This window comes from Nostoc sp. (assembly GCF_036916985.1).
Taxonomy (GTDB): Bacteria; Cyanobacteriota; Cyanobacteriia; order Cyanobacteriales; family Nostocaceae; genus Nostoc.
In genome coordinates, this window is the sequence record NZ_JBALFD010000097.1 from 18,788 (window position 1) to 39,959 (window position 21,172).

Annotated in this window: 20 protein-coding genes; 12 read left to right on the forward strand and 8 right to left on the reverse strand. The window is 41.5% G+C overall.

What is annotated here, in order from left to right; translation table 11 throughout:
- Nucleotides 1-126: 126 nt before the first annotated feature.
- Both V7L07_RS31570 and V7L07_RS31575 read right to left on the reverse strand, forming a co-directional pair.
- Nucleotides 127-861: a 15,16-dihydrobiliverdin:ferredoxin oxidoreductase gene (locus V7L07_RS31570; RefSeq protein ID WP_335063396.1), complete on the reverse strand. Its 735-nt coding sequence runs from the start codon at nt 859-861 to the stop codon at nt 127-129.
- A 221-nt stretch (nt 862-1,082) separates the two neighbouring features.
- Nucleotides 1,083-1,661: a phycobiliprotein lyase gene (locus tag V7L07_RS31575; RefSeq protein WP_335063398.1), complete on the reverse strand. Its 579-nt coding sequence runs from the start codon at nt 1,659-1,661 to the stop codon at nt 1,083-1,085.
- A gap of 116 nt (nt 1,662-1,777) precedes the next feature.
- Here V7L07_RS31575 and V7L07_RS31580 point away from each other — a divergent pair, with 116 nt between their 5' ends.
- Nucleotides 1,778-2,602 carry a pentapeptide repeat-containing protein gene (locus tag V7L07_RS31580; RefSeq protein WP_335063399.1) on the forward strand — a complete coding sequence of 275 codons (825 nt, stop codon included), beginning with the start codon at nt 1,778-1,780 and terminating at the stop codon, nt 2,600-2,602.
- A gap of 101 nt (nt 2,603-2,703) precedes the next feature.
- Here V7L07_RS31580 and V7L07_RS31585 read toward each other — a convergent pair whose 3' ends face one another.
- Nucleotides 2,704-2,904, reverse strand: a complete 201-nt coding sequence (locus tag V7L07_RS31585; RefSeq protein ID WP_335063400.1) for a hypothetical protein — start codon at nt 2,902-2,904, stop codon at nt 2,704-2,706.
- 581 nt (nt 2,905-3,485) lie between these two features.
- Complete coding sequence (locus tag V7L07_RS31590; RefSeq protein WP_335063402.1) at nt 3,486-4,148, reverse strand: HEAT repeat domain-containing protein; 663 nt, start codon at nt 4,146-4,148, stop codon at nt 3,486-3,488.
- Between the two features lie 721 nt (nt 4,149-4,869).
- Here V7L07_RS31590 and V7L07_RS31595 point away from each other — a divergent pair.
- From V7L07_RS31595 to V7L07_RS31625, 7 genes are all read left to right on the forward strand, one after another.
- A complete protein-coding gene (locus V7L07_RS31595; protein WP_335063403.1) occupies nt 4,870-5,628 on the forward strand; it encodes a phycobilisome rod-core linker polypeptide in 759 nt (252 codons plus the stop codon).
- 179 nt (nt 5,629-5,807) lie between these two features.
- The gene (locus V7L07_RS31600) at nt 5,808-6,344 is read left to right on the forward strand and encodes a phycobiliprotein lyase (protein WP_335063405.1); all 537 of its coding nucleotides are present in this window, start codon (nt 5,808-5,810) and stop codon (nt 6,342-6,344) included.
- Between the two features lie 88 nt (nt 6,345-6,432).
- Nucleotides 6,433-7,062 (forward strand): chromophore lyase CpcT/CpeT, encoded by a 630-nt coding sequence (locus V7L07_RS31605; protein WP_335063407.1) that lies wholly within the window; start codon nt 6,433-6,435, stop codon nt 7,060-7,062.
- Nucleotides 7,063-7,091: 29 nt separating this feature from the next.
- Entirely contained in the window at nt 7,092-7,397 is a 306-nt protein-coding gene (locus tag V7L07_RS31610; RefSeq protein WP_335063409.1) for a CpeR family transcriptional regulator, read from the forward strand.
- 533 nt (nt 7,398-7,930) lie between these two features.
- Nucleotides 7,931-8,932, forward strand: coding sequence for a phycobilisome rod-core linker polypeptide (locus tag V7L07_RS31615; RefSeq protein WP_335063411.1), 1,002 nt, complete (start codon nt 7,931-7,933; stop codon nt 8,930-8,932).
- A gap of 370 nt (nt 8,933-9,302) precedes the next feature.
- Nucleotides 9,303-10,217 carry a M23 family metallopeptidase gene (locus V7L07_RS31620; RefSeq protein WP_335063412.1) on the forward strand — a complete coding sequence of 305 codons (915 nt, stop codon included), beginning with the start codon at nt 9,303-9,305 and terminating at the stop codon, nt 10,215-10,217.
- A gap of 349 nt (nt 10,218-10,566) precedes the next feature.
- Nucleotides 10,567-11,118, forward strand: coding sequence for a hypothetical protein (locus V7L07_RS31625; RefSeq protein ID WP_335063414.1), 552 nt, complete (start codon nt 10,567-10,569; stop codon nt 11,116-11,118).
- 250 nt (nt 11,119-11,368) lie between these two features.
- On the opposite strand, the gene V7L07_RS31630 is transcribed toward V7L07_RS31625, so the two are convergent.
- Both V7L07_RS31630 and V7L07_RS31635 read right to left on the reverse strand, forming a co-directional pair.
- Nucleotides 11,369-12,223 (reverse strand): cyanophycinase, encoded by an 855-nt coding sequence (locus V7L07_RS31630; RefSeq protein ID WP_335063415.1) that lies wholly within the window; start codon nt 12,221-12,223, stop codon nt 11,369-11,371.
- Nucleotides 12,224-12,510: 287 nt separating this feature from the next.
- Nucleotides 12,511-12,714 (reverse strand): hypothetical protein, encoded by a 204-nt coding sequence (locus V7L07_RS31635; protein WP_179067772.1) that lies wholly within the window; start codon nt 12,712-12,714, stop codon nt 12,511-12,513.
- A 316-nt stretch (nt 12,715-13,030) separates the two neighbouring features.
- On the opposite strand from V7L07_RS31635, the gene V7L07_RS31640 reads away from it, so the two are divergent.
- Together V7L07_RS31640 and V7L07_RS31645 are read left to right on the forward strand one after the other, a co-directional pair.
- Nucleotides 13,031-14,950, forward strand: coding sequence for an ATP-binding protein (locus V7L07_RS31640; RefSeq protein ID WP_335063417.1), 1,920 nt, complete (start codon nt 13,031-13,033; stop codon nt 14,948-14,950).
- A 672-nt stretch (nt 14,951-15,622) separates the two neighbouring features.
- Nucleotides 15,623-17,047 (forward strand): cobyrinate a,c-diamide synthase, encoded by a 1,425-nt coding sequence (locus tag V7L07_RS31645; protein ID WP_335063419.1) that lies wholly within the window; start codon nt 15,623-15,625, stop codon nt 17,045-17,047.
- On the opposite strand, the gene V7L07_RS31650 is transcribed toward V7L07_RS31645, so the two are convergent.
- Nucleotides 17,034-17,501 carry a Crp/Fnr family transcriptional regulator gene (locus V7L07_RS31650; protein WP_179067769.1) on the reverse strand — a complete coding sequence of 156 codons (468 nt, stop codon included), beginning with the start codon at nt 17,499-17,501 and terminating at the stop codon, nt 17,034-17,036. The genes V7L07_RS31645 and V7L07_RS31650 overlap by 14 nt on opposite strands.
- A gap of 758 nt (nt 17,502-18,259) precedes the next feature.
- Here V7L07_RS31650 and V7L07_RS31655 point away from each other — a divergent pair.
- Together V7L07_RS31655 and V7L07_RS31660 are read left to right on the forward strand one after the other, a co-directional pair.
- Entirely contained in the window at nt 18,260-18,934 is a 675-nt protein-coding gene (locus V7L07_RS31655; RefSeq protein ID WP_334980547.1) for a cadmium resistance transporter, read from the forward strand.
- Nucleotides 18,935-19,131: 197 nt separating this feature from the next.
- Nucleotides 19,132-19,815, forward strand: a complete 684-nt coding sequence (locus V7L07_RS31660) for a pentapeptide repeat-containing protein (RefSeq protein ID WP_442936102.1) — start codon at nt 19,132-19,134, stop codon at nt 19,813-19,815.
- Between the two features lie 348 nt (nt 19,816-20,163).
- On the opposite strand, the gene V7L07_RS31665 is transcribed toward V7L07_RS31660, so the two are convergent.
- Nucleotides 20,164-21,042 (reverse strand): DUF4231 domain-containing protein, encoded by an 879-nt coding sequence (locus V7L07_RS31665; protein ID WP_335063421.1) that lies wholly within the window; start codon nt 21,040-21,042, stop codon nt 20,164-20,166.
- Nucleotides 21,043-21,172 lie beyond the last annotated feature (130 nt).

The following is a 21,172-nucleotide window of genomic DNA, read 5'->3' on the forward strand; positions in this document are numbered from 1 at the left end:
TCCAATTCAAAATTCAAAATGACGCTCGCAGACTCGCTAACGCTGCGCTAACAAAATTCAAAATTAAAGAACTTCTGCCTCCTCTTTCCCAATGCCCAATGTCCAATTCCCAATTCCCAACAATAGTCATCTTTTGCCGGCAGCAACCGCTAAAGGAACAGAATCTTCAAATAAGAATTCATGGAGAAAGCACTCTGCCCATTCATGGCCAAAGTAGCTGCTAAACAAACCAGATGCAGGATCGCGGTCTGCACTATATTGGTCATAATCTTTTTGGGCTTTGACAATTCGCTGGATATCTTCTGGATCTTGGAGCGGTTGGGCATCTGCTAGCATTTGCCAATACAAGTTTAAATAATCTTGAAAAGCTTCAAAGACTCGCGTTGCCACTGTTTCCGGGTCTGTTTTGGCAAACAATAGGTACTTAGAAAAATACTGGTTCGCATCATAAAACTTCATTTCTAAGTTTTGTGCCAAATCCGGGTATTTATGGTGGAGAGATTTTAGCGGAACGATATATTTGTTTTGATAATCTTCATCCTGAAACAAAGGCTGAAAATCAAGCACAATCAGGTTTTTGACTTTACCAAAGGATAAAAAATCAATCCCTAACAGAGGTAGATCGTAGTTATGACTGGGATAAACTACGCTGTTAAAAATTTGGGCACTCTCCCCGGCATCAATATAGGTATAGCGAATTTTCCGCAACTCTTGAGATTGGTAACACCAACTGCGGATAGTTGCTGGGTTTCTGCCGCGATCGCTAACTTTGAATTCCAAACCAGGGGGAATAACCCTACTTTGTAAATCAAACCGCTGAAATAGCTCTTTTTCTAAAAATTCCAGGAAAGGCTTATACATGGAGCATGATTTGTTAACCCTTGCATGAAAATAAATTATGGCAATCATGCACGTCTCATTTATGAGAAACAAAGCAACATTCCTTAATGGGGGATTGGGGACTGGGCATTGGGGATTGGGGACTGGGCATTGGGCATTGGGATTAGTTATTCTTCCTCATCTCCTCCTGCTTCCTTGTCCGCTCATTTTCCCAGTCCCCAGTCCCCAATCCCTAATCCCCCTTAACGCCTAGCATAATTCTGACTGATCATTTGCTCCAACACCTCCTGGGAAATACAACGACGTTCAGAACAATAAGTCATCAAGTTGACTCCGTTCATCATTCGTACTGTACTGACCCTGACACGAAAATCATCCGTAACAAACCAACAACGTTCCTGACCTTGATTATTGTCATAGTCAGTATCAATGGTTAGCACTCCATCATCAGCAAACCGATACCGACTCACAACTGGGATGCTCTCAACATAGCCCTGGTTGCGGATCAGTTTTCCAAAACGTCTCGTTTCGTCGGGAACATCAACCAAAATAGCGGCATTATCAGTATTTGGGAGCCTGGTATCCAGATTAGCCTGCCATGAAAAACTAGCACCACCTGTTGCTTTCGTAGGATCTATCCCTTGGGCTATACAAACTTCTTGGACTTTTGGATCATCCTTTTCTAGGACTTTAATAATCAAATTCGACTCCCCCGACTCATCTGCCGCCGAGTCAAAATGATGAACGGAACGTTCCGTAAACCATGTACCCTCACTTTTACGGAAGAATTCGATCATTGCCAAGGGTGGTATTATATGCATCTGTTTTGAAACCTCGTTTTATCAAATTTTGGCGTTATTAAATACTGAGTTATGAGATGAAGTTCCGATTTAGCTAAAGTGTAGAATAACTCCAAAAGTTATATTTTAATCAGCTGATGACAAATAGTGAAATTCAACTTATTACAAGCGTTCGCCTCAGTCCAACTCCAGAAATCTTAACAGCCCTCAAAGCCGGAATTGCTGTGGATTGGGTAGATTTGTACCAATTCAACCTAAGAGAAGTCGATTTACAAAAAGCTAACTTGAGTAAAGCCAAGCTATTAGGAGCCGATCTCAGTGGGTTGGTTTTGAGTCATGCCGATTTGAGTCGGGCAGATTTGCGAGGTGCAAATCTGCGAGGAGCCGATTTAAGTGGGGCTGATTTGCAGGGAGCCTATTTAAACCGTGCAGATATTCAACAAGCAAATCTCAGTGGCGCAAATTTGGAGGGAGCCAAACTCCAAGTAGCGCGTTATGATTCACAAACGAAATGGCCCCCAGAATATAACTACAAAGCTTCTGGAGCGGTAGGGCCGGGTGCTAATCTCAATGGTGCTTTTTTGAATACAGCTTCTTTAAGAAATGCAGATTTACAAGGTGCTAATCTGCGTGGAGCCTATCTGAGTGGTGCTGACTTGACAGGAGCTAATTTGCAAGATGCCTCTCTGAGTGGGGCTGACCTGACGAAAGCTTATTTGACAGGGGCTTGTTTGCGAAATGCTCGATTGACTGGAGCCGATTTGCGGGATACAGACCTGCGAGCAACTGACCTCAGTGATGCAGAGATGGAGCATCTTCAAAGTATCGCTGGAGCAGATTTCACTCTTGCTCAAGGACTGACAGAAGCAACTAGAGCCATGCTGTCCAGCCGTCCATATTCAGAACTCGACGTTTGGAACGCCTACACCCGCAAAACAACTCGTGAGAGTTTGAGTACTTGAGCAAACTGAGTACCTAGAGAGTGCTGAGTTCCGAGTCCTGAGTCGAATTCAGGAGTGCTGTTAATGGACACATACAGCAACTTTTAAGCACTCAGCACTTTTTATAAAGGCTGCCAGTTTTTTTTCAGGAGCGCTAAAAATGTAGCGTATCCTTCGGAAAAGCCAGGCGGATCAGGTAGAACATATTGTGGAAATTCTTTATACGATCGCCAGGGTTCTGAAGTATTATGCCGTAAATGTAAGGCGCATTCTGAGGAACCTGGTAGTCGCCAAGTCATTTGACCAGTTTGTATATCAGTCACAAATGCCTCCTCATCTCGAAAAAGTTGATCTTTTATTCCAGATTTTGGCAGATTAACCGGATATTTTTGTCAAATTTAAGGTAAAATAGTATATTAACATCATTCAAATCAGTTTTATAAAGAAAGGCAGTCCTGATGAAACAAGTTTCACAGCCTTGAATGAAAGAATAACTGGGGGCTGGGGACTGGGGATTGGTATTTTTACTCAGCACTCAGCACTCAGCACTTTCAAGTCAGAGGGCAGGAGGCAGGAGAAAAACTGCCCGACGCTTGCAGACTCGTAAATGCTGCTGTACTATCTGCCCTCTGGCGCAAATATGCTTGGGTTAAGGGCTACTGGCAACAATTTTGGGTTTTCGAGACGCAATAAATCGCCGTCTCTACAAGTGTTTTGTTGCTCATTCTGAACTGTATTGATTTACAAGACTTTCCTCGTTCCCAGTCGGAGACTGGGAAGGAAATAAAACGAGATAAACGAAAGAACAATGGGAAATCAAGCTTTTTTGACTTGTGTGTACACTGTAGTCTGCTACCACAGAGAATTGCTTCCCTTGCCCCCTGCCCCCTTGCCCCTGCCTCCTTCAATTTGGCAATAAGTTTTCTAAAGCAGCGCCGACAACTCGGTGATCCTCATCCTGTCGGAGTTGGCTCAGGGCTGCTTTTGCTTCCGGCTCGTCAAATCGTTTGAGGGCATAGCTAACTCGCACACGCATCCGCCAAGATTCAGCATTCACTAACGTTAGTATTTGGGATAATGCCGCAGTATGTTGACTAGAATTAGCTAGTAAGCCGAGTGCATCCACAGAAGATTCTTGAGCGGTAAAATCTTCATCTTTTAAACCCTGAATGCAGATATCAAATAGTTCTTCAGGGCAATCCATTTCAGCGATCGCAGCCAAAATGCTCCGCCGCACTAACCAGTGGTCATCCTGATAAAATGCTAGAACCAGATGAGAAACTGCGACTCTACCAAATAGCGATAAAGAATTTGCTGCCTCTGCGCGCACGTTGGGAGTATCATCAAATTTCATAATTTGCATCAAAGCCGCAAAAGATTCGGCTGATTGTTGATTACCCAAACCCCTGGCCACAAAAGAACGCACCAAAAATTCTGAGTCATGAAGTTTACTCGTGAGCAGAGGAACTGCAACTTCTGATTCATAATTATCGAGGGCAGCGATCGCCTTCAGACGATATTGAAAATCTGGGTTCTTCAGTTCAGCTTGGATTTGATGGATTTCCATAGGTGCATTTACTACAGCTATTCTTTACTTTATTTTACAGATGCCACCAAATAGCGATCGCATTCTAAGAAGATTGAGCCAAGGGCATTGGGCATTGAAAAGACGCAGAGGGGCAGGGTGCGGAGGGGAAAATTCTTCTCCCTGCTCCCTGCTCCCTTGCTTCTTCCCCCAGTCCCCAATCAAATACTAAAAAAAAGCTGAAATTTTTCTAAAGTATTATTTAACTTAATAAATTTTAATAGATATAGCTTCATCATCGTATCAGAATATATAAAGTCAAACAATACAAAAACTAAAAATCATCAAGACTAATAAGGGTTTAAAGTCTTTATGGCTTCCCTTTGGTCAGAATGATATAAAGTTTTTTTACATTTTGTGAAAATCCTTCTCATAAAATTTAGTTGTTAACTGGGAGATAGTTTAAATGGCTTTCAGACCAGCATCACGGTTAGAGATCACTCTGTTTGAAGATACTGATTCTATTGATCTGTGGTCGAATTGCTCTATGGAAATGGGGAATGAGGATTTGGTAAGACTATTTGAGGTTTGATAAATTCCGCCGTCAGTTGTCATATACGAAGATATTTAACGCATTTTTACAACCTAAAGTTTTACAAAAGCTAGTCAGTAGCAAAAATAACTGACAACTGAAGGGAAATTCCACCTCTCTAAGGGGTAGGATGCTCGGAAATTTAATTAGCATTTTTCAGGAGATAATTCAATGTCACTTTGGGTAATTGATTCACCTAATGTTGAACTGCGTCCGAACACCAGCGAAAGTGAATTACAAACACTAATTCGGGCAGTTTATAAACAGGTTTTGGGCAATGCTCACTTGTTGGAAAGTGAGCGACTAGCCACAGCAGAATCGCAATTGCGCGATCGCAAAATCAGCGTCCGTGAATTCGTTAACACCGTTGCCAAATCAGAGCTTTATCAATCCCTATTTTTCAGTTCTTCTTCTCAGTATCGGTTCATTGAACTGAACTTCAAACATCTGCTAGGCCGTCCTCCTGCCGATCAGGCAGAAATTTCTGAACACGTCCGCATCTACAACGAACAGGGCTATGATGCTGAGATCGAATCCTATATCGATAGTGAAGAGTATCAGAAGAATTTTGGCGAGAATATTGTTCCCTATGTTCGTAGCACTAGCTCCCAAATTGGAATTAAGAATGTTACCTTTAACCGCACCTTTACCTTACTCAGAGGAGTAGCTAGCAGCGATAGCGATCGCAAAGCTAAACTGATCAGCGATGTTGGTTCAAATCTACCCACATCCATCAAGGCTCCCGCTGCTGGTTCTAGTGTAAACAGCACCAGCAAACGTTTCTTGATTAAGGCAGTCAAAGGTTCAGCGAATCTCCCTACCCGTCTGGGCAAGCAGGAATATGTAGTTAACTACAATCAGCTGTCTGGGCAAGTGCAAAACATTCATCGGACAGGCGGCAAAATTATCAGTATCACTGAAGTTGCTTAAGTAAGGGACTGGGGACTGGGGACTGGGGACTGGGGGGAGAATAATAACTTAGCACTCAGCACTCAGTACTCCTAAATGCAGTTGTGATCTAGGAAGCTACTATTATATAGGCTAGGAGAAAAACTTTTTAGTCAAGATATCTCTTGGATTTTAAGCTACTTTTTAAGATAAATTTTCTAATGGAAATTACTGAATTCTTTGAACTTTCAATTGGACGATGGCGATCGCAGCGTAGCGGTCATCATTTAGCATTCGCCCATTTTGAAGAAGTGCTGTCTAACATTGACATTGAGTCTCTATCCACCGATGATCCGGCAGTAATAGCAATCTGTCAATTGTATGGCACTGACCCCACCAGTATCACCCACCCCTTTCGGATGACTTGGGAAGGTGAGTCAGACTGGGATGATAAACCAATCTCTGGTACTACTGTGCTAGTGCCAATTCCCGATATCGAAAATCCTTCTAGAGGCAAATTACTACGAGACAAGGGATACGCCGAAACGATTCCCGCAGTGGCTAAATATCATCTGAGTGACGATGGTGTTTTTACCCTGCTAACAGAATATGAACTTGCTGCTGCTGAGGAGCGAATTTGGTTTGCTAACCCAAATCTCCGATTTCGGGTAGCGATGATTAAAACCAGTGATGGTAAAGGTGTGACAACAGCTTCCTTTTCTTCAGAGATTCGCTCTTTGTCAAGTTCAACCAGTTAGAAAATATCAGGTTAAAACATAAAAGGATACAAGCTCCTATATTTATGGGGATTGTAATACGTGAATTTTGAATTTGGAGCGAAGCGACGTGACTATAGCGCCCAGTGAATCTAGCACCAACGCCAGCGATTTGCTCACCTTAGCCTGTTGGATGGCAGGAGATTTTAGCAACTACAAGCAATCTTTTGCAAATCCGCAACATTACGCCCACATTCACATTTATTTTCGTCCTTTACCGGTTGAATTTTTTTCTGCCATCGGTTTTTATTCAGAACAAGCTTACGATCATGATTTATGGACACCCTATCGCCAGGGAGTACATAAACTAGTTGATTTAGGCGATCGCATTTATATCGAAAATTACAGCTTAAAAGATCCTATACTCTATGCGGGCGCTGCTCGTGAATTAGATATCCTCAAAACCATCACCCCAGAGAGCATCGAACGGCGTTATCACTGTTCAATGGTTTTCCAACGAGAAGGTGAAATGTTTCGAGGTAGTGTAGAACCAGGCAATCAATGTCTGATTAAGCGTAATGAATGCCAAACATATCTAATCAGCGAAGTAGAAGTAACCGAAAATACTTGGCTAAGTCTAGATAAAGGCATGGATATTGAAACCCATCAGCAAATATGGGGATCAACTGCTGGCCCATTGCAATTTGAAAAACGAGAAAGTTTTGCTGATGAATTACTTGCGATGAGCGCATTATGTTAATTCAGCTGGAATAATCTATTAAAGCCAAAATGTTACCTCCACAGGCTGAAAAAAAGATGCGCTGCTGGATTCGCAGCCGCCACTTGATTTGTTTGGGTAATTTTTTTATATTCGAGACATTAGAATATACAACGATTGAGAGATTCTCTCAATGTGTTGCTTCTTTAGGAGGAACAACAATATCCGTTGACCCCATTAATAAAATTTGGATGGGCGATCATCGTCAAGTTATCTTATATCAGGCAAAAGCTAGTTTACATACGCCTCATCATACCTTGAAACAATACTGGATAAAATACGGTGCTTTCTACACTAGATTTGATGAGCGTCCTTGAGAGTGCCTATCCTGTGGAAATTTTTCTGACATTTCAAAATTAAATTTTGAATTTTAAATACTCCCCAAGGGGGTTGACGGCTAATTGTTAATATCTAATTGCTAATTTATGATCCTGATTAGCTGTTAGTTATTAACAGTTAGCCGTCTAAGTTTGTTAGAAAATGTAACTAAAAAGCTCTCCAAAACTTGATAAATTAATCGTGACTGTAAAGGGAATTAGCAAAGCTTAGTAGTTAAGCTTTAGTAGTTATTGGTAAAACTAAGTGCTGAAAACTAAAAACTAACAACCATTTAGTATTGTTGGGCAAAAGTAAGCAGCCAGATAATAACAGGTTGAAAGCTTAGGCAAAGAAATTTTTAGACTTTTGATTTTTGAGAGCCAGTTGCATTTTGCAGGTTCTCCAAAGTTTCTTAACCTAACGCATCGGCACTTTTGACTTCTGCGTTTCTTGCGTGTCTCGTAAGAGAAGCGGTACTAGCTCCCATTACCTTTAAAAGTCATTAGTTACTCCTACCCACACAAACCCAAATATGCAGACCTTCATCGACGACAAAACTAGCCAACGCCAATATCAAGCATTTTCCCAAACAGAACCCATCGAACTATGGACTATTGCTTCAGCTGATGACATCGAAATTGTAATTCGGGCAGTTTATCGGCAAGTATTGGGTAATGCCTACATTATGGAAAGTGAGCGGCTTATCGTTCCAGAATCCCAACTCAAGCAAGGCATAATCGATGTCCGTGAGTTTGTGCGTCAAATAGCTAAATCAGAGTTGTATCGCTCGAGATTTTTTAATAATGTTTACCGCTACCGTGCAATTGAACTGAACTTTAAACACCTACTGGGCCGCGCTCCCGATGACTACTCCGAGACAATTTATCACAGCAACATTTTAGATGAGAAAGGCTTTGAGGCGGATATTGATTCTTATCTTGATAGCGACGAGTATCTAGATGCCTTTGGGGATAACATAGTGCCATATTACCGGGGTTACAAAACCCAAACGGGTAAAAAGATATTGGAATTTACCAATATGCTGCAACTTGTGCGGAGTAATTCTAGCAGTGATAAGAACGTAGTAACGAATAATGAACCCCAACTGGTGCGATCGCTAATTACCAACACTCCTTACGGTAAACTGAAACCCACAGATGTGAGTGCAATACTTGCTGAAATATTTAAGCCAAGGCCAGAAACTAATGCTCCAGCCTTTATTGCAACTCCCACAGCAGGCGAACAAAGCTTGCGGCAAAAGATTCAAGACCAAGAAAGCCAGATTACAGCTTTGCAACAACAACTAGCAGACTTAAGACCCTTTGCTAGCATCGGTACAACAAAATTTAGTAGTAGTTGGCAGTCTTCCAGTTCTGTTAGCAGCACAAGCGAATATACATCTTTGCAACAGCAAGCTGACGCCCAAGCAAAACAGATTGCAGCTTTGCAAGAGCAAATTGCTGATTCTCGACGGTCTGCCACAATTGGAGAAGCCCGGTTGAATAAGTGGCGCAGTCGCGTTTTTAATGGCTAATTTCTCTATTGTTTAGTTTTGTCGGGTGGGTTAGGCTTTTCTTAACTCACCGAAATAGTGCTGAGTACTGAGTAACGAGTGCTGAGTGTTAGACCGCCCACAAGGGGAGGGGTATCAACCAACCCCATACAAAAAGATTCCGCGCCACAAGAGGCGGGGCTTTTACTATAGTACAGAGGTACTGAGTAATCTTCATTGTTACTCAGCACTCAACACTCAGCACTCAGCACTCAGCACTCAACACTCAACACTCAGCACTCAACACTAATAGCACACCTAAACTCTTTTATTTCCTGATATTTTCTGAGTCGGCTTGAAACAACAAATATCAGAAAGTGTCTGAATTATTGTTTTAATAGACTTGCGACTTATGAAAAAAGCTATCAGTTATCGATATCGTACTTATGGACTAATTGGGTTAATATCCTTAACCACTATATTAAGTACAGCTACATCTGCCCTAACACAGTTAGCAGGCGATTCCCCAATTGGGCAAACTCCTATCCCTGCTTCTAACTTAATCTGGCCGACTCAAGGGTTTATTTCTCAAGGCTTCCGCAAATATCAACATGAAGGAATTGATATCGCCGGGTCATCTGGAACTCCTATTGTTGCTGCTGCATCAGGTATAGTTATCAAAGTCGGTTGGGATAATTGGGGATTGGGAAATGCCATAACCATTAAACATCTCGACGGTAGCACTACTGTTTATGGTCATAATCGCCGTTTGTTGGTGAGCAAGGGTCAACAGGTCATTCAAGGTCAAATTATTGCCGAGATGGGATCTACAGGCAATAGCACAGCACCTCATTTGCACTTTGAAGTTCATCCAAATGGCCAAATAGCAGTTGACCCCCTTCGTCTGTTGACATCCGTAACTGCAAGTGTTGGTTCTGGTTCTAGAGTTCAGCAAGTGGATAACCCAAATCACTCAGTCTCGAAACCACCAGTAGCAAAGCAAATTTCACCTTCACAGCCAATTCCAAGAGATTTTGTATTTATAAGCAGTGATACTAAGTGCAACGGAACTACCATCATTGAAGGTGAGACTGCAACCACTCGTGTAAAAGTCTGTGAAGAAAATGGTCAGTTATTTTATATTGGGCAGTTAAAGCAAGATTCAAGTCAGCCGATAAAGATACAAGCTTCGCATATTGGTAAAAGCAGATATCGAGCAGATAATGGTAGTTTTTCTTATTTAATCACTCCTCAAAGAGTGGAAGTTTGGCGAAATGGCAGTCAGATTCGTTCTGACAGTTTTTATACTTTAACAAAATCGCCATAAAGTATTGGGCGACTAGAAATTGCTACTCAGTGGTGAGTAAGTAAAAGTACTCAATACCAATGTCCTTGGTAAATTACCGCTACAAAGACAGTATAAATATAGCGCTTCTCGAATGGAAGCAATACATTTTGACCTCTCTCCAAACCTCTCTCCTAAAAGGAGAGAGGCTTTGATGCTCACTCCCCTTCCCTCGCAGGGAAGGGGCTGGGGGTTAGGTCTGTATTTAACGCAATAGAGAACCGCTATATAGATCAGAATTATCCTGATCTCATAACAAAATCAGTGTAGATACTAATTTACAGAGTGTTAGAGAAATCACAATACCAATTCACTTAGTATCAACAATTTTATGTTGTCTAATTTAGATTTAGTTAGGGAGTTTGTAGGCAACTCTATCCAGAAAAAAGATATTTTATTGGCAAATCCGTCTTTAACAGCACAAACAGTTTATAAAATTAACCATTTGACAGCAAAAGCTGAAGGTATAATTAGCACTTCCCAACTGAATACTACAACATCTGAATTTTTGATTTTGTCTAAATCATCTCATTGGGAATTGCTGAATCAGACTTTAGCAGAATACAATTACATTCTTAAGGGTGACATAGATGGTCATGGCTTCTATTGCTATCAATACTGCCAAGTTCCTCAGGGCTATAGGTTGCAATGTACTAAATCTGTCTTTTTATGGCGAGCTTGGTGGAAATATCGCAAGAATACTTTACAACTAGGAATTTCATCTGATCTTTTAATCCAGACAAGAGATTCATGGTATCCAATCAGAGATTTAAGTATTAGTGATGGACTTCTATATGTCAAAACTTTAGGAAGTGAGATAGAAATTCATGCAGATGACCTAGTAATTTGGTTAAACAAAATTGAGGCAAATTCTCAAAATTAGTCGTTGGTCATTAGAGACACAGTTATAAGCAGTTATGCGGAAATTTAGTCCTAGAAATCTCCATCAATTGGTGTTATTTTTTTCAAAAATCTGTGCAGCACAATTATTAATCGGTTGTAGTGGCGTACAGATGTACACCACTACTAATGTATAAAGTAAAATTTTGGGATTTTGTTAACCGAACTTTATTGTTAGCGGTAGCAGCCGCCACGAAGCATAAAACTTGCAGTTTAAATACATCTATTAAAAGTTAGGTACTGACTGAAGCAACTGGCACAGAGCTATTTGGCACAGAGCCATTATTTAGGATAGGCTGGCGGGTTTTCAGGTCAAATTTGAAGCCATGTGGCAAAATATGAAGCTTTGCTCCACAAATTGCCAAAGACTCATCCTTCAAAATTTCGCCCATATTGTTATATGTAGCCTCTGATTCATCAACAATCGTCACCGCACCTTCACCAATCACTTCAACTTGATTATCTGTAACTACCATCGCGGTATTTTCATCAATACCAAATCCCAAGACAGCAGGTTCTAGTATTAAAGCTGAAATTAAGCGTCCCAAGCGTCCGCGCTGAGAAAAATGCTGGTCAATTACTACCCCAGGCAAAAATCCCATACCTGGGCCCATTTCAACAGTTTCAATCCGAGGATGTGTCTGGGAGTCACCTTCTACAATCATTTTATCTGGCATTACAGCAGCACCCGCGCTTGTACCTGCGATAACTACACCTTCAGAGAAGCGCTGGTGAATTGCCGCATCGATTTCAGTATCCTTAAGAATACTGGTAATCCGAGCTTGATCTCCGCCTGTAAAAAATACCCCAGTTGCTTTTTTAATAGCTTCCAATGCGGTAGATGAAGAGGCATCTTCACGGGTTTCTGTATCAATGATGCGAACAGTTTCGGCTCCCAGTCGCTCAAACACTCTGATATAATTTTCTCCCACTTCTCTTGGTAGTTCTGTGGCCGCTGTCAGAATCACAATGTACGCTTTTGTACCGCCAGCACGTCGTACAAAGTCCCGCAAAATTACGGAATCTCCCTCTTTATCTTCGGCTCCCCCAATAATTACCAACTGCCGTTTGATATTACTTTCCACCATGACTCCCTCTGAATTTGAGTTAATAAATTTCACTAAACCATGACAATTAAAACTATCAAATCATCCCTTTGGTAGATTACTTGATACAAATAGGATTAACATTTTGCGGTCGCAATTAGACCAAAAGATTTATCCTAAAAAGTACCTAAATTTTCGTTGACTCAGTAAAATCCACAACGTCAACTGCCTCTAGAAGTATTTTCTAGAGGCATTGTTGGCTATGTGACTAAGAGTAATTTGTATATAACTCTAGCTGGGTGCAATTAGATGATATTTAATGGCAAATGCTAATGAATCCGGCTTCTGTAAAGCAAGTTAGTTAAGAAAAAACGTGCTTGTTCTAGTGGGAGATGCCTGGGTTTACCTTGGTAAACAATTTGATACTCATCCATGTCTGCCCCATCTCCATGCCCAGAAATCAGCTTTTGGTGAAAAGCTTCTTCAGCAAGTTCTCGAATTTCATCTCTTAGAGCAGCTTGTGTGCTATTCATACTTTGCTGTCTTTTTGATACCCCACATTTATTTATACACTTTCTTAAGTGAGTGTTGCACCTTTCAAAAGTTATATCTCTGATGATTCATGAGGATGAATTGACTGTTCTTGATTCCTGGCTAAGGGATGGGGATTTAATTATGCCTTGAGATAGTTGAAAATGCTTACTAATAAAGTTAACTTAGGTTCTGATTAGTTGAATGGCCAAGCCATTACTCTCCAAAATAAATGTCAACTAATCTGCAATCAACAATTCTGAGTAACCATAACTCAGCATTTAAATTTAAGGGTGTTTAGCCAAAGGTTCGTAATCAATGGTTCTACAAAAAAGCAGTGAATTAGTCCGCGTTAATGCTAGAAGAACGGATGTATTCGATATTTTCAATTTCAAGCATTATATTGGGCCCAACCCCTATTTAGATATTGGGGCGCTAGTATTCGATTTTGCTCTAATTGACTCTAGAGAGCCTTTGCCCATTGAAGATTATATAGCGAGCATTGGCGATCGCTATCCAAATCTTCGCGATCAAACCTACGAGTCTTATGCCCATCTCTTTGCTCAAGTTGTCTCCGAAGTCGGCAAGTTAGATATGGATTTACACCTTAACCACTGGAGTGTTAAGCCATATCCACATCTCACCCGGATTAGTGTCCAATCATTACATGAACGCACAACTAGAGAAGTAGTTTACTTTGTTTGGGATTGGTTTGAAGCCATTACCCAAGACGAAGACTTCACCTTTGATGAGCAATTGGTGAGGTTGCAAGATAGATTCCGCGCATCTGTCTACGGTGGCCCCACGGTTTACGCCCTATTGCGAACAGCCTACGAGAAAGGTATTCCCGCCTTTTATTTGTGGGAAGAAGGATTGATGCAATATGGTTTGGGAAAAAAACACGTCCGGGGGGTAGCAACAACATTTAACTGTGATAGCCATCTAGATTCGGAGTTTACCACCCGTAAAGATGACTGTAAGGCATTTCTCAAAACCTTGGGTTTTCCCGTTCCTGAAGGTAATATTGTCTTTTTCGAGAAAGAAGCCTTAGCAACAGCAAGAGAAATTGGCTACCCAGTGGCAGTTAAGCCAGTGGTAGGTCACAAAGGAATTGGCGTCACGGCTGATGTGCAAGACTCAAAAGAACTAGTATCTGCTTATAATCGGGCACTGGCAGCGATTCCCGAAAATCAGCAAACCCGAATAATTGTTGAAAAAAGCATCTCAGGATCAGATTTTCGTTTGTTGTGTGTCAATGGTCGATTCGTCGCCGCCACAGAACGCCGTCCGGCATCAGTTGTTGGTGATGGGTATTTAACGCTTGCAGAGTTAATTCGCCAAGAGAACCGCAAACCTGCACGTTTAGACACACCAACTTCGCCGATGAGTAAAATTCAGATTGATGAAGCGATGGAACTCTATCTAGAGGAACAACGCTTATCACTAGAAAGCGTAATTGAGAAAGGACGTACTGTTTACCTGCGTAAAGTCGCCAATCTTTCAGCCGGAGGTATAAGCATTGATGCAACCCCAACAGTTCATGCTGACAATATTATTTTGGCCCAAGATATTGCCCAACATTTCCAGTTGACTTGTCTAGGGATTGATGTCATTACCAAAAGTCTCGCAGAATCTTGGAAGTCTAGTAACTTTGCCATCCTGGAAATAAATGCTGCACCAGGGGTTTTAATGCATCTTAAACCTTCTGTTGGTGAAAGTGTTGATGTCCCTTCTCATATTTTAGAAACCTTTTTTGAGTCGGGTGCAGATGCCAGGATACCAATTATTACCTTTAACAAAATCTCAGTTGAAGAACTGCAAGCAACAATTGACCATATCCTTTTGCAAAATCCCAACTGGACAATAGGCGCTGTTTGTCGTGATGCCGTTTTTTTGAATCGCTCGAAAAAAGTATTAAGCAAAGATTACAACAGTAACGTCCAAACTTTGCTGCGTCATCCCAAACTTGATTTGCTGATTGCCGAGTACGCTGAAGACATCCTCGAAGAACAGGGCATATTTTACCAGAATAGCAATCTCGTAGTTTTGGATAATCCCACCGAAACTGAGATGATTTTGGTGCGGGATGTTTTTGATAGTTCGAGTGTGGTAATTAGAAAAGGCAACGGTATTTCTATTCGTCGCAAAGGGTTGATTGAAGATTATACCTTGGGTGAAGATGAACCATTTACGCGGGTTTATTTGAAAGAAACCGGGACGATTTTGGGAGTTAACTAAGGAATGAAAGTTAAATAACATACAATTTATGTCCCTGGTTTACCATACTGAGTGCTGAGTGCTGTTAGCGGTAGCGGGGCGTTTAGCCTGTGCTGAGTTTTGAAGTTGAGTACTCAGTACTTTCGCACTATGGTGAAAGCCCCGCGCCTCTCTGGGAGATGCTGCGCGAAGGTGGGCGGTCTTTTAACTCTAAGCCGCGATTCATAGCGTCTAAAAAACTGGCACGTTATACAGACGCGATAAATCCCTGTCTCTACAAAAGATTGATTTATTGTAGAGACGGCGATTCATCGTGTCTCTTGTCTGAACCGAACAGTATTAAGTCTCGGCTAATCTCCAACTATAAGACAATGTGAGTTCGACAAGTCTTATTTGACCTCTCCCCCAGCCCCTCTCCGACACGGAGAGGGGAGCAAAAAGCTTAATTTTTCGTTGCTCCTCCCTTTCCGTTTCGGAGAGGGAGGTTGGGAGGGAGAGGTTCATCGAACTCACGTTAAGACAGACTGTTTTCAGCCTAACTCCCCTAATTGGCTGGTTTTCTTGTTTCTTATTGGTATAAGTTTGAGTAAGTCGGTTTGAGAAACTGGTGCATCTGCTTTTGCAAAAAGCGACGATAGACACACAGTTAATAGTCAAAATAGTTGCTGCATCAAAACCTAATTTGTTTCATTTATGGCTTTAGTCATTGCTGGGGAACGTAGTGGGGTGGGCAAGACAACAGTCACGCTCACCCTTTTAGCATCTTTACGTTGTCGCGATTGCTTGGTACAATCTTTCAAGGTAGGCCCAGACTACATTGATCCGATGTTTCATCAACACGTAACTGGTCGGGCTTGTCGCAATTTAGACCCCGTGCTGACTTCCGAAGCCTACATTCAGCAATGTTTTGCCGATCATAGTCAACTGAGTGAATATGCACTCGTGGAAGGGGTGATGGGATTATTTGATGGAGTTGGGCATGGGCAAGAAAAGCAAAAATCAACAGACTTTGCGAGTACTGCACATATTGCGCGGCTTTTAGATTTGCCTGTGGTGTTGGTGATTGATTGTAGTCGTTTATCTGGTTCTGTGGCTGCGATCGCTCACGGCTATCGATCTTTTGATCCCCGAATTAAAATAGCTGGGGTAGTGTTAAATCGCGTCGGGAGCGATCGCCATCTCTCTCTCCTCAAAGATTCCCTAGAACCTTTACAATTGCCCATTCTCGGCGTACTGCGCCGTCAAGATAACATCACAATTCCCGATCGCCACTTGGGTTTAGTACCCACCGCCGAACTCCCCGAACTCAATGCTTTAATCGATCGCCTCGCCGATTTAGGAGATACTTGCTTCGACTGGCAACGCTTATTACCTTTATTAAAATCAAAACCTCTCCCCTCACCTCCCTCATCTCCCTCATCTCCCTCATCCCCAGTTAAAATTGCAGTAGCCCGCGATCGCGCTTTTAATTTTTACTACCAAGACAATCTCGATTTGCTGCAACAGCTTGGCGCAGAACTGCTTTTCTGGAGTCCCTTAGAGGATGCTGACATCCCAAAAGATGTACAAGGAATGTATTTTGGTGGTGGTTTCCCGGAAGTTTTTGCCCAGCAACTAGCAGAAAATATCAGCGCTCGTGATGCAGTGAAAACAGCAATACTTAAAGGAATGCCCACAATTGCCGAATGCGGCGGATTAATGTATTTGTGTGAGCAAATTGTCGATTTTGAGGGTAAATCTTGGCCAATGGCGGGAGTTTTACCGACATCTGCTGTGATGGGTGGGCGTTTAACTTTGGGGTATCGTCGGGCAATAGCTTTGCAAGATAATCTGTTAGTGAATACAGGTACAACTGTTTACGGACATGAGTTTCACCGTTCCCATTTAACCTCAACTCCCACTCAGCCCCTATTTGCAACTTCTCGCTACGACTGTGACGAAAATATGGGATACGAGGGATGGGGTTTGCCTGCAAATGTTCATGCTTCTTATGTGCATCTGCATTGGGGAGAAAGTGTAGAGATTCCCCAGCAGTTTCTTAAAGAATGTCTGAAAGTAGCATCTTTGAAAGCTGAAACTATGGGATCGGCACTCATTTCCGATCTTACTCTCTGCTAAAAACCCCCGGATTTGTTCGCGGGGGATTCGTTACACTCATGTCGTCATTCAATCTGCGAATCAGACGGGATAACTCACGAATGATATTCACCGCGATTTCGGGAGTTTCTTCGATCGCATCATAAAGTTGCTCTTGTGTCAGTTCTAAAAATTCACAAGGTTCTAAAGTCGTGGCAGTGGCGGATCGGGGTTGGGTATCAAATACTGCCATCTCACCAAAGTATTTTCCCTGTTCCACTTCTGCAAGTTGTTTGTTCCCAATGTGAACTTTAACTCGACCTGATACCACAATATAGAGCGATCGCCCTTCTTCTCCCTGTCGAAAGATGGTGTAATTAGCTGGAAATGACAATTCGTTCATCACTGAAGTGAGCCGCACAATAAAATCATCCCGCAATTCCTTAAAAATCGGGACTCGCCGGACAAATAATAAACGGTCAACACTAGTTAGCATAATTACAAGTTAAAATCCAACATTACTGAACATCTCAAAACTGAAATCAGAGGGCAATTAGTCATCTTAACCGATGTTGAATGCTAGCCGCCAAGAATATCTCAGCCTTTAGCATTTGATCGGGTTTCTCTTCTATAGGAGCGATGCCTACGGCGGTAAACTACGCACCTAAACTTCTCAGATATTAACTCAGTATTCGGTATGACCAAAGAGGCAGGGAGCAGGGGAGAAAAATTCTGGAATTCCTCTGCCATCTGGGTTTCAGAGCCAATAAATTTATTTATGCCCAAAATTTTAAATATTTATTTCAAGACGCGCAGCGCGTTCGCATGATTGCGTCTCGTAGAGAGAAATAATGCGTCCTTAGTTCAAGCTCCTACATTTATGTATGGGGTTCTCCCCCTGCCCCTTTTCCTCTTGCTGACGAACCCCTATGCGGTTTAGCCAAAAGTCTTTTTGTTAATTACAGTACATTTGTCAATCACTTTTATTTATCCTTTTAAAAAACAAGAGTATTTGACCTTATTTCCTTGAAAGTCATAATATTGAGTCCATGAGCTCCCAAGGTACCTTGCTGAGAAAAAAGTACCAATTTTTAGAGGCGATCGCCTCTAAAAATTGGGTAATTGGCTAATTAACAACGAATATCGATCAGTTGTCGTTAGGTAAAACAGCCACAAAATTTCCTTAACTGCTCTCATTGGCAGAAGCAGAGAAGGACTAAGACAAACAGCATTGAATTACTGTGAGTAAGAATTATGAGTTGGCTAATTAGTACGTTAATTATTGGAATCTCTGCTGCTTTTGCAACCACCTTTGACGACAATTTATACTTGACTGCCTTCTTCGGGAAAGTCAATCGTAGCTTTCGTCCTAAGCATGTTGTGATCGGTGAATTTCTGGGATTCACAGCCTTAGTGTTTGCTAGTCTGCCTGGTTTCTTTGGTGGTTTGATTATTCCCACTACCTGGATTGGTTTGCTAGGTTTGCTTCCCGTGGCTATTGGTATCAGTAATCTCATCAATCGAGAAGAAGAAGGAGAGACAGTACAAGCGGTATCAGTTGATTTAACCTCTCCTGCAAAATCTGGACGCCAGAAGAAATCACTATTAGCAACCATCCGCGATCCGCAAACCTACCGTGTTTCCAGTGTCACCATTGCCAATGGAGGAAACAACATTGGAATTTATGTACCGTTGTTTGCCAGTAGCAATCTTCCAAGTTTGGGCGTAATTCTGTGTGTTTGCTATTTCACTGTTGGGGTATGGTGTTTTCTCTCTTACAACCTGACTCGTAATCCTCTCATGGCTCCCGTTTTAACTCGCTATGGTCGGAAAATCTTCCCCTTTGTCTTAATTTACTTGGGACTCTCCATCTTGATTAAAAGTGAAACATATCGACTTTTACCTAGTCTGGCAATGCTTGGGAACTAAGTATGAGGCGATCGCAATTCCTGATGTAAACAAAAAATCAGCGATCGTTTCCCATCCACAAAGATTTATTAATCACTTAAATTTATCAATATGAATACAAATAATATTTGCTCTTATCAATCAAGTTATTTAAAGTGAGAATAAAGCACATTATCAATGGCTCTTATAAAAGCAAGCCCACCAATAGGAATCAGATTATGAAGGAACTAATGAATCAATCAAACTCTAAAAAATTAACTCAGTGGCTCGTAAAAGCAGTATTTCTGGTAGTTATAGCCGGATTTACTCTGCTTATCCAGCCCAGCGCTAGAGCGCAAACACTAACACCATCGATATCTGCGGAATCTGAACTAGCTCCAGTTGAATCGCCAATGGAGTCTGTAACCGCCCCAGTAATATCTCCAGTTGTACCTCCAATGGAGCCTGTGACAGCACCAGTCATATCACCGGTTGTACCCCCAATAATCTCTGTAGCAGCAAACGTTAGACATTTATTACAAACCAATGAATGTGTCGGCTGTAACCTGACTGGCGCAATGTTAAAGGATACAAACCTGCAAGCGGCAAACTTGGAGGGTGCTAACTTACAAAATGCAGACTTAGAAAGGGCTAACTTACAGCAAACAAACTTACAAGGGGCTAACTTTCAAGGAGCAGATTTAGGCAAAGTAAACCTTTTGGGAGCAAATCTGGTAGGAGCAAACCTATTTGATGCAGACCTAGAAAAAGCCAACCTCTTGGGGGCAAATCTGCAAACTGCTAACTTACAAAACGCAGACTTGGAAAATACAAATCTCACAAATGCAAACATCCAGGGAGCTAACCTGATGGGTGTTGATTTGGACGATGCAATCAGACCAGAAGGATTCGCTATTCAGTAATTACAGACCACACGGTAGGGGCACACCAATGGGCATTTGTGTCAACTTAGGGACTCGCGCTAAAATAAAGTACCAGTTGAAAACCCTGAATCCATCATAAAACGGTAAAACCTGATTGGTATATCGGTACATTATTTAATTGCAAGTCCCTAAGTTGACACCAATGACCACTGCCGTGCCCCTACAACTTGCTTGCCTCCCTGTAAAGATAAATGGTTAGAGTATTCTAATTATTTATGAACAACAAAATCCCCAACCTTTTCAGAATTGGGGAGCTTTGCGACACTGTTAAATCTAAAATCCAAAATTAATTGACTAAAATTAGCTAATAGCTAATCAGTTATCCTTCTATTTCGTTACCTCTGCTCCTACTTTGTTTGACTCATTAGATGAAGCTGATTCTGTCTTCTCTGATTGCGTCTCACTTGTTTGCTGCAATTGGTTGAGATGAATATTGTTCACTTGAACAATAAAGTATTCTAATGCTTGACTTGCCTTTTGTTGCTGTTGGGTTTCGTCAGATATATCATAGCAACGATAAGGCGGAGTCACGCCCAATATAAATTTCTCTTGTTCAGCTTCTAGCAATTCAACAGCTGTATTAGCAGCAAGTGAATTCTTCTGAAAAGGAAAAGACGTAACTATACTAGCGACTATAGAAGCAATAGCTGGACAAAGCACAGGGAGCCACTTGAGCCAAGCTTGTCCTGCTTCTAATTTATCTACCAGAACTAAAATTGGTGTGACTCCTGATAAAATCACTGTCGAAATTTGTAAACTATAATAAAGGTTCCTTGATACACTCCTAATTTTTTTATAATCGTCAATCAAGTCTTGACTGTATTGTAAAGCCTTCCCTCTTGTCAGAGTCAGCGTATCTTTATCCCAAGAATTAGGATTGGTCAATAGATAACTATAAAGTTCAGCTTTTTTGGTGAGTTCAGACTGATAAGCAGCCTGTTTATAGTTCTGGAATACTTGTTTGTTGATGAGCCATAAGAAAAACAAAAAAGTCAGAGATACCGCCCCAGAAATTACAACTGCTTTATCATCTGAAAGAAAAATAATAATGAGTCCAGCAGAGAAAAAAGCTGCAAGTAACAAATATTCTATTACTTTCAAGTTAAACAACTTTTTTTCATCTGATGGTGAAGATAAGTTTTCAATTCTATTGGAAATCTTACTTTGGTTTCTTTGGTCAAAATTAGTTAATTCAGAAGTAGTCATTGCCTCTTACTCAATTCGTTATGGGGTGAAATGTAGCAATAAAACGAATAGCAACAAGTAGAATTGCTTTGAGGAGTAAGGGCAATTCATGTAGACGCGAACGCGAGTGCGTCTCCAAAAGTTGCGGCTT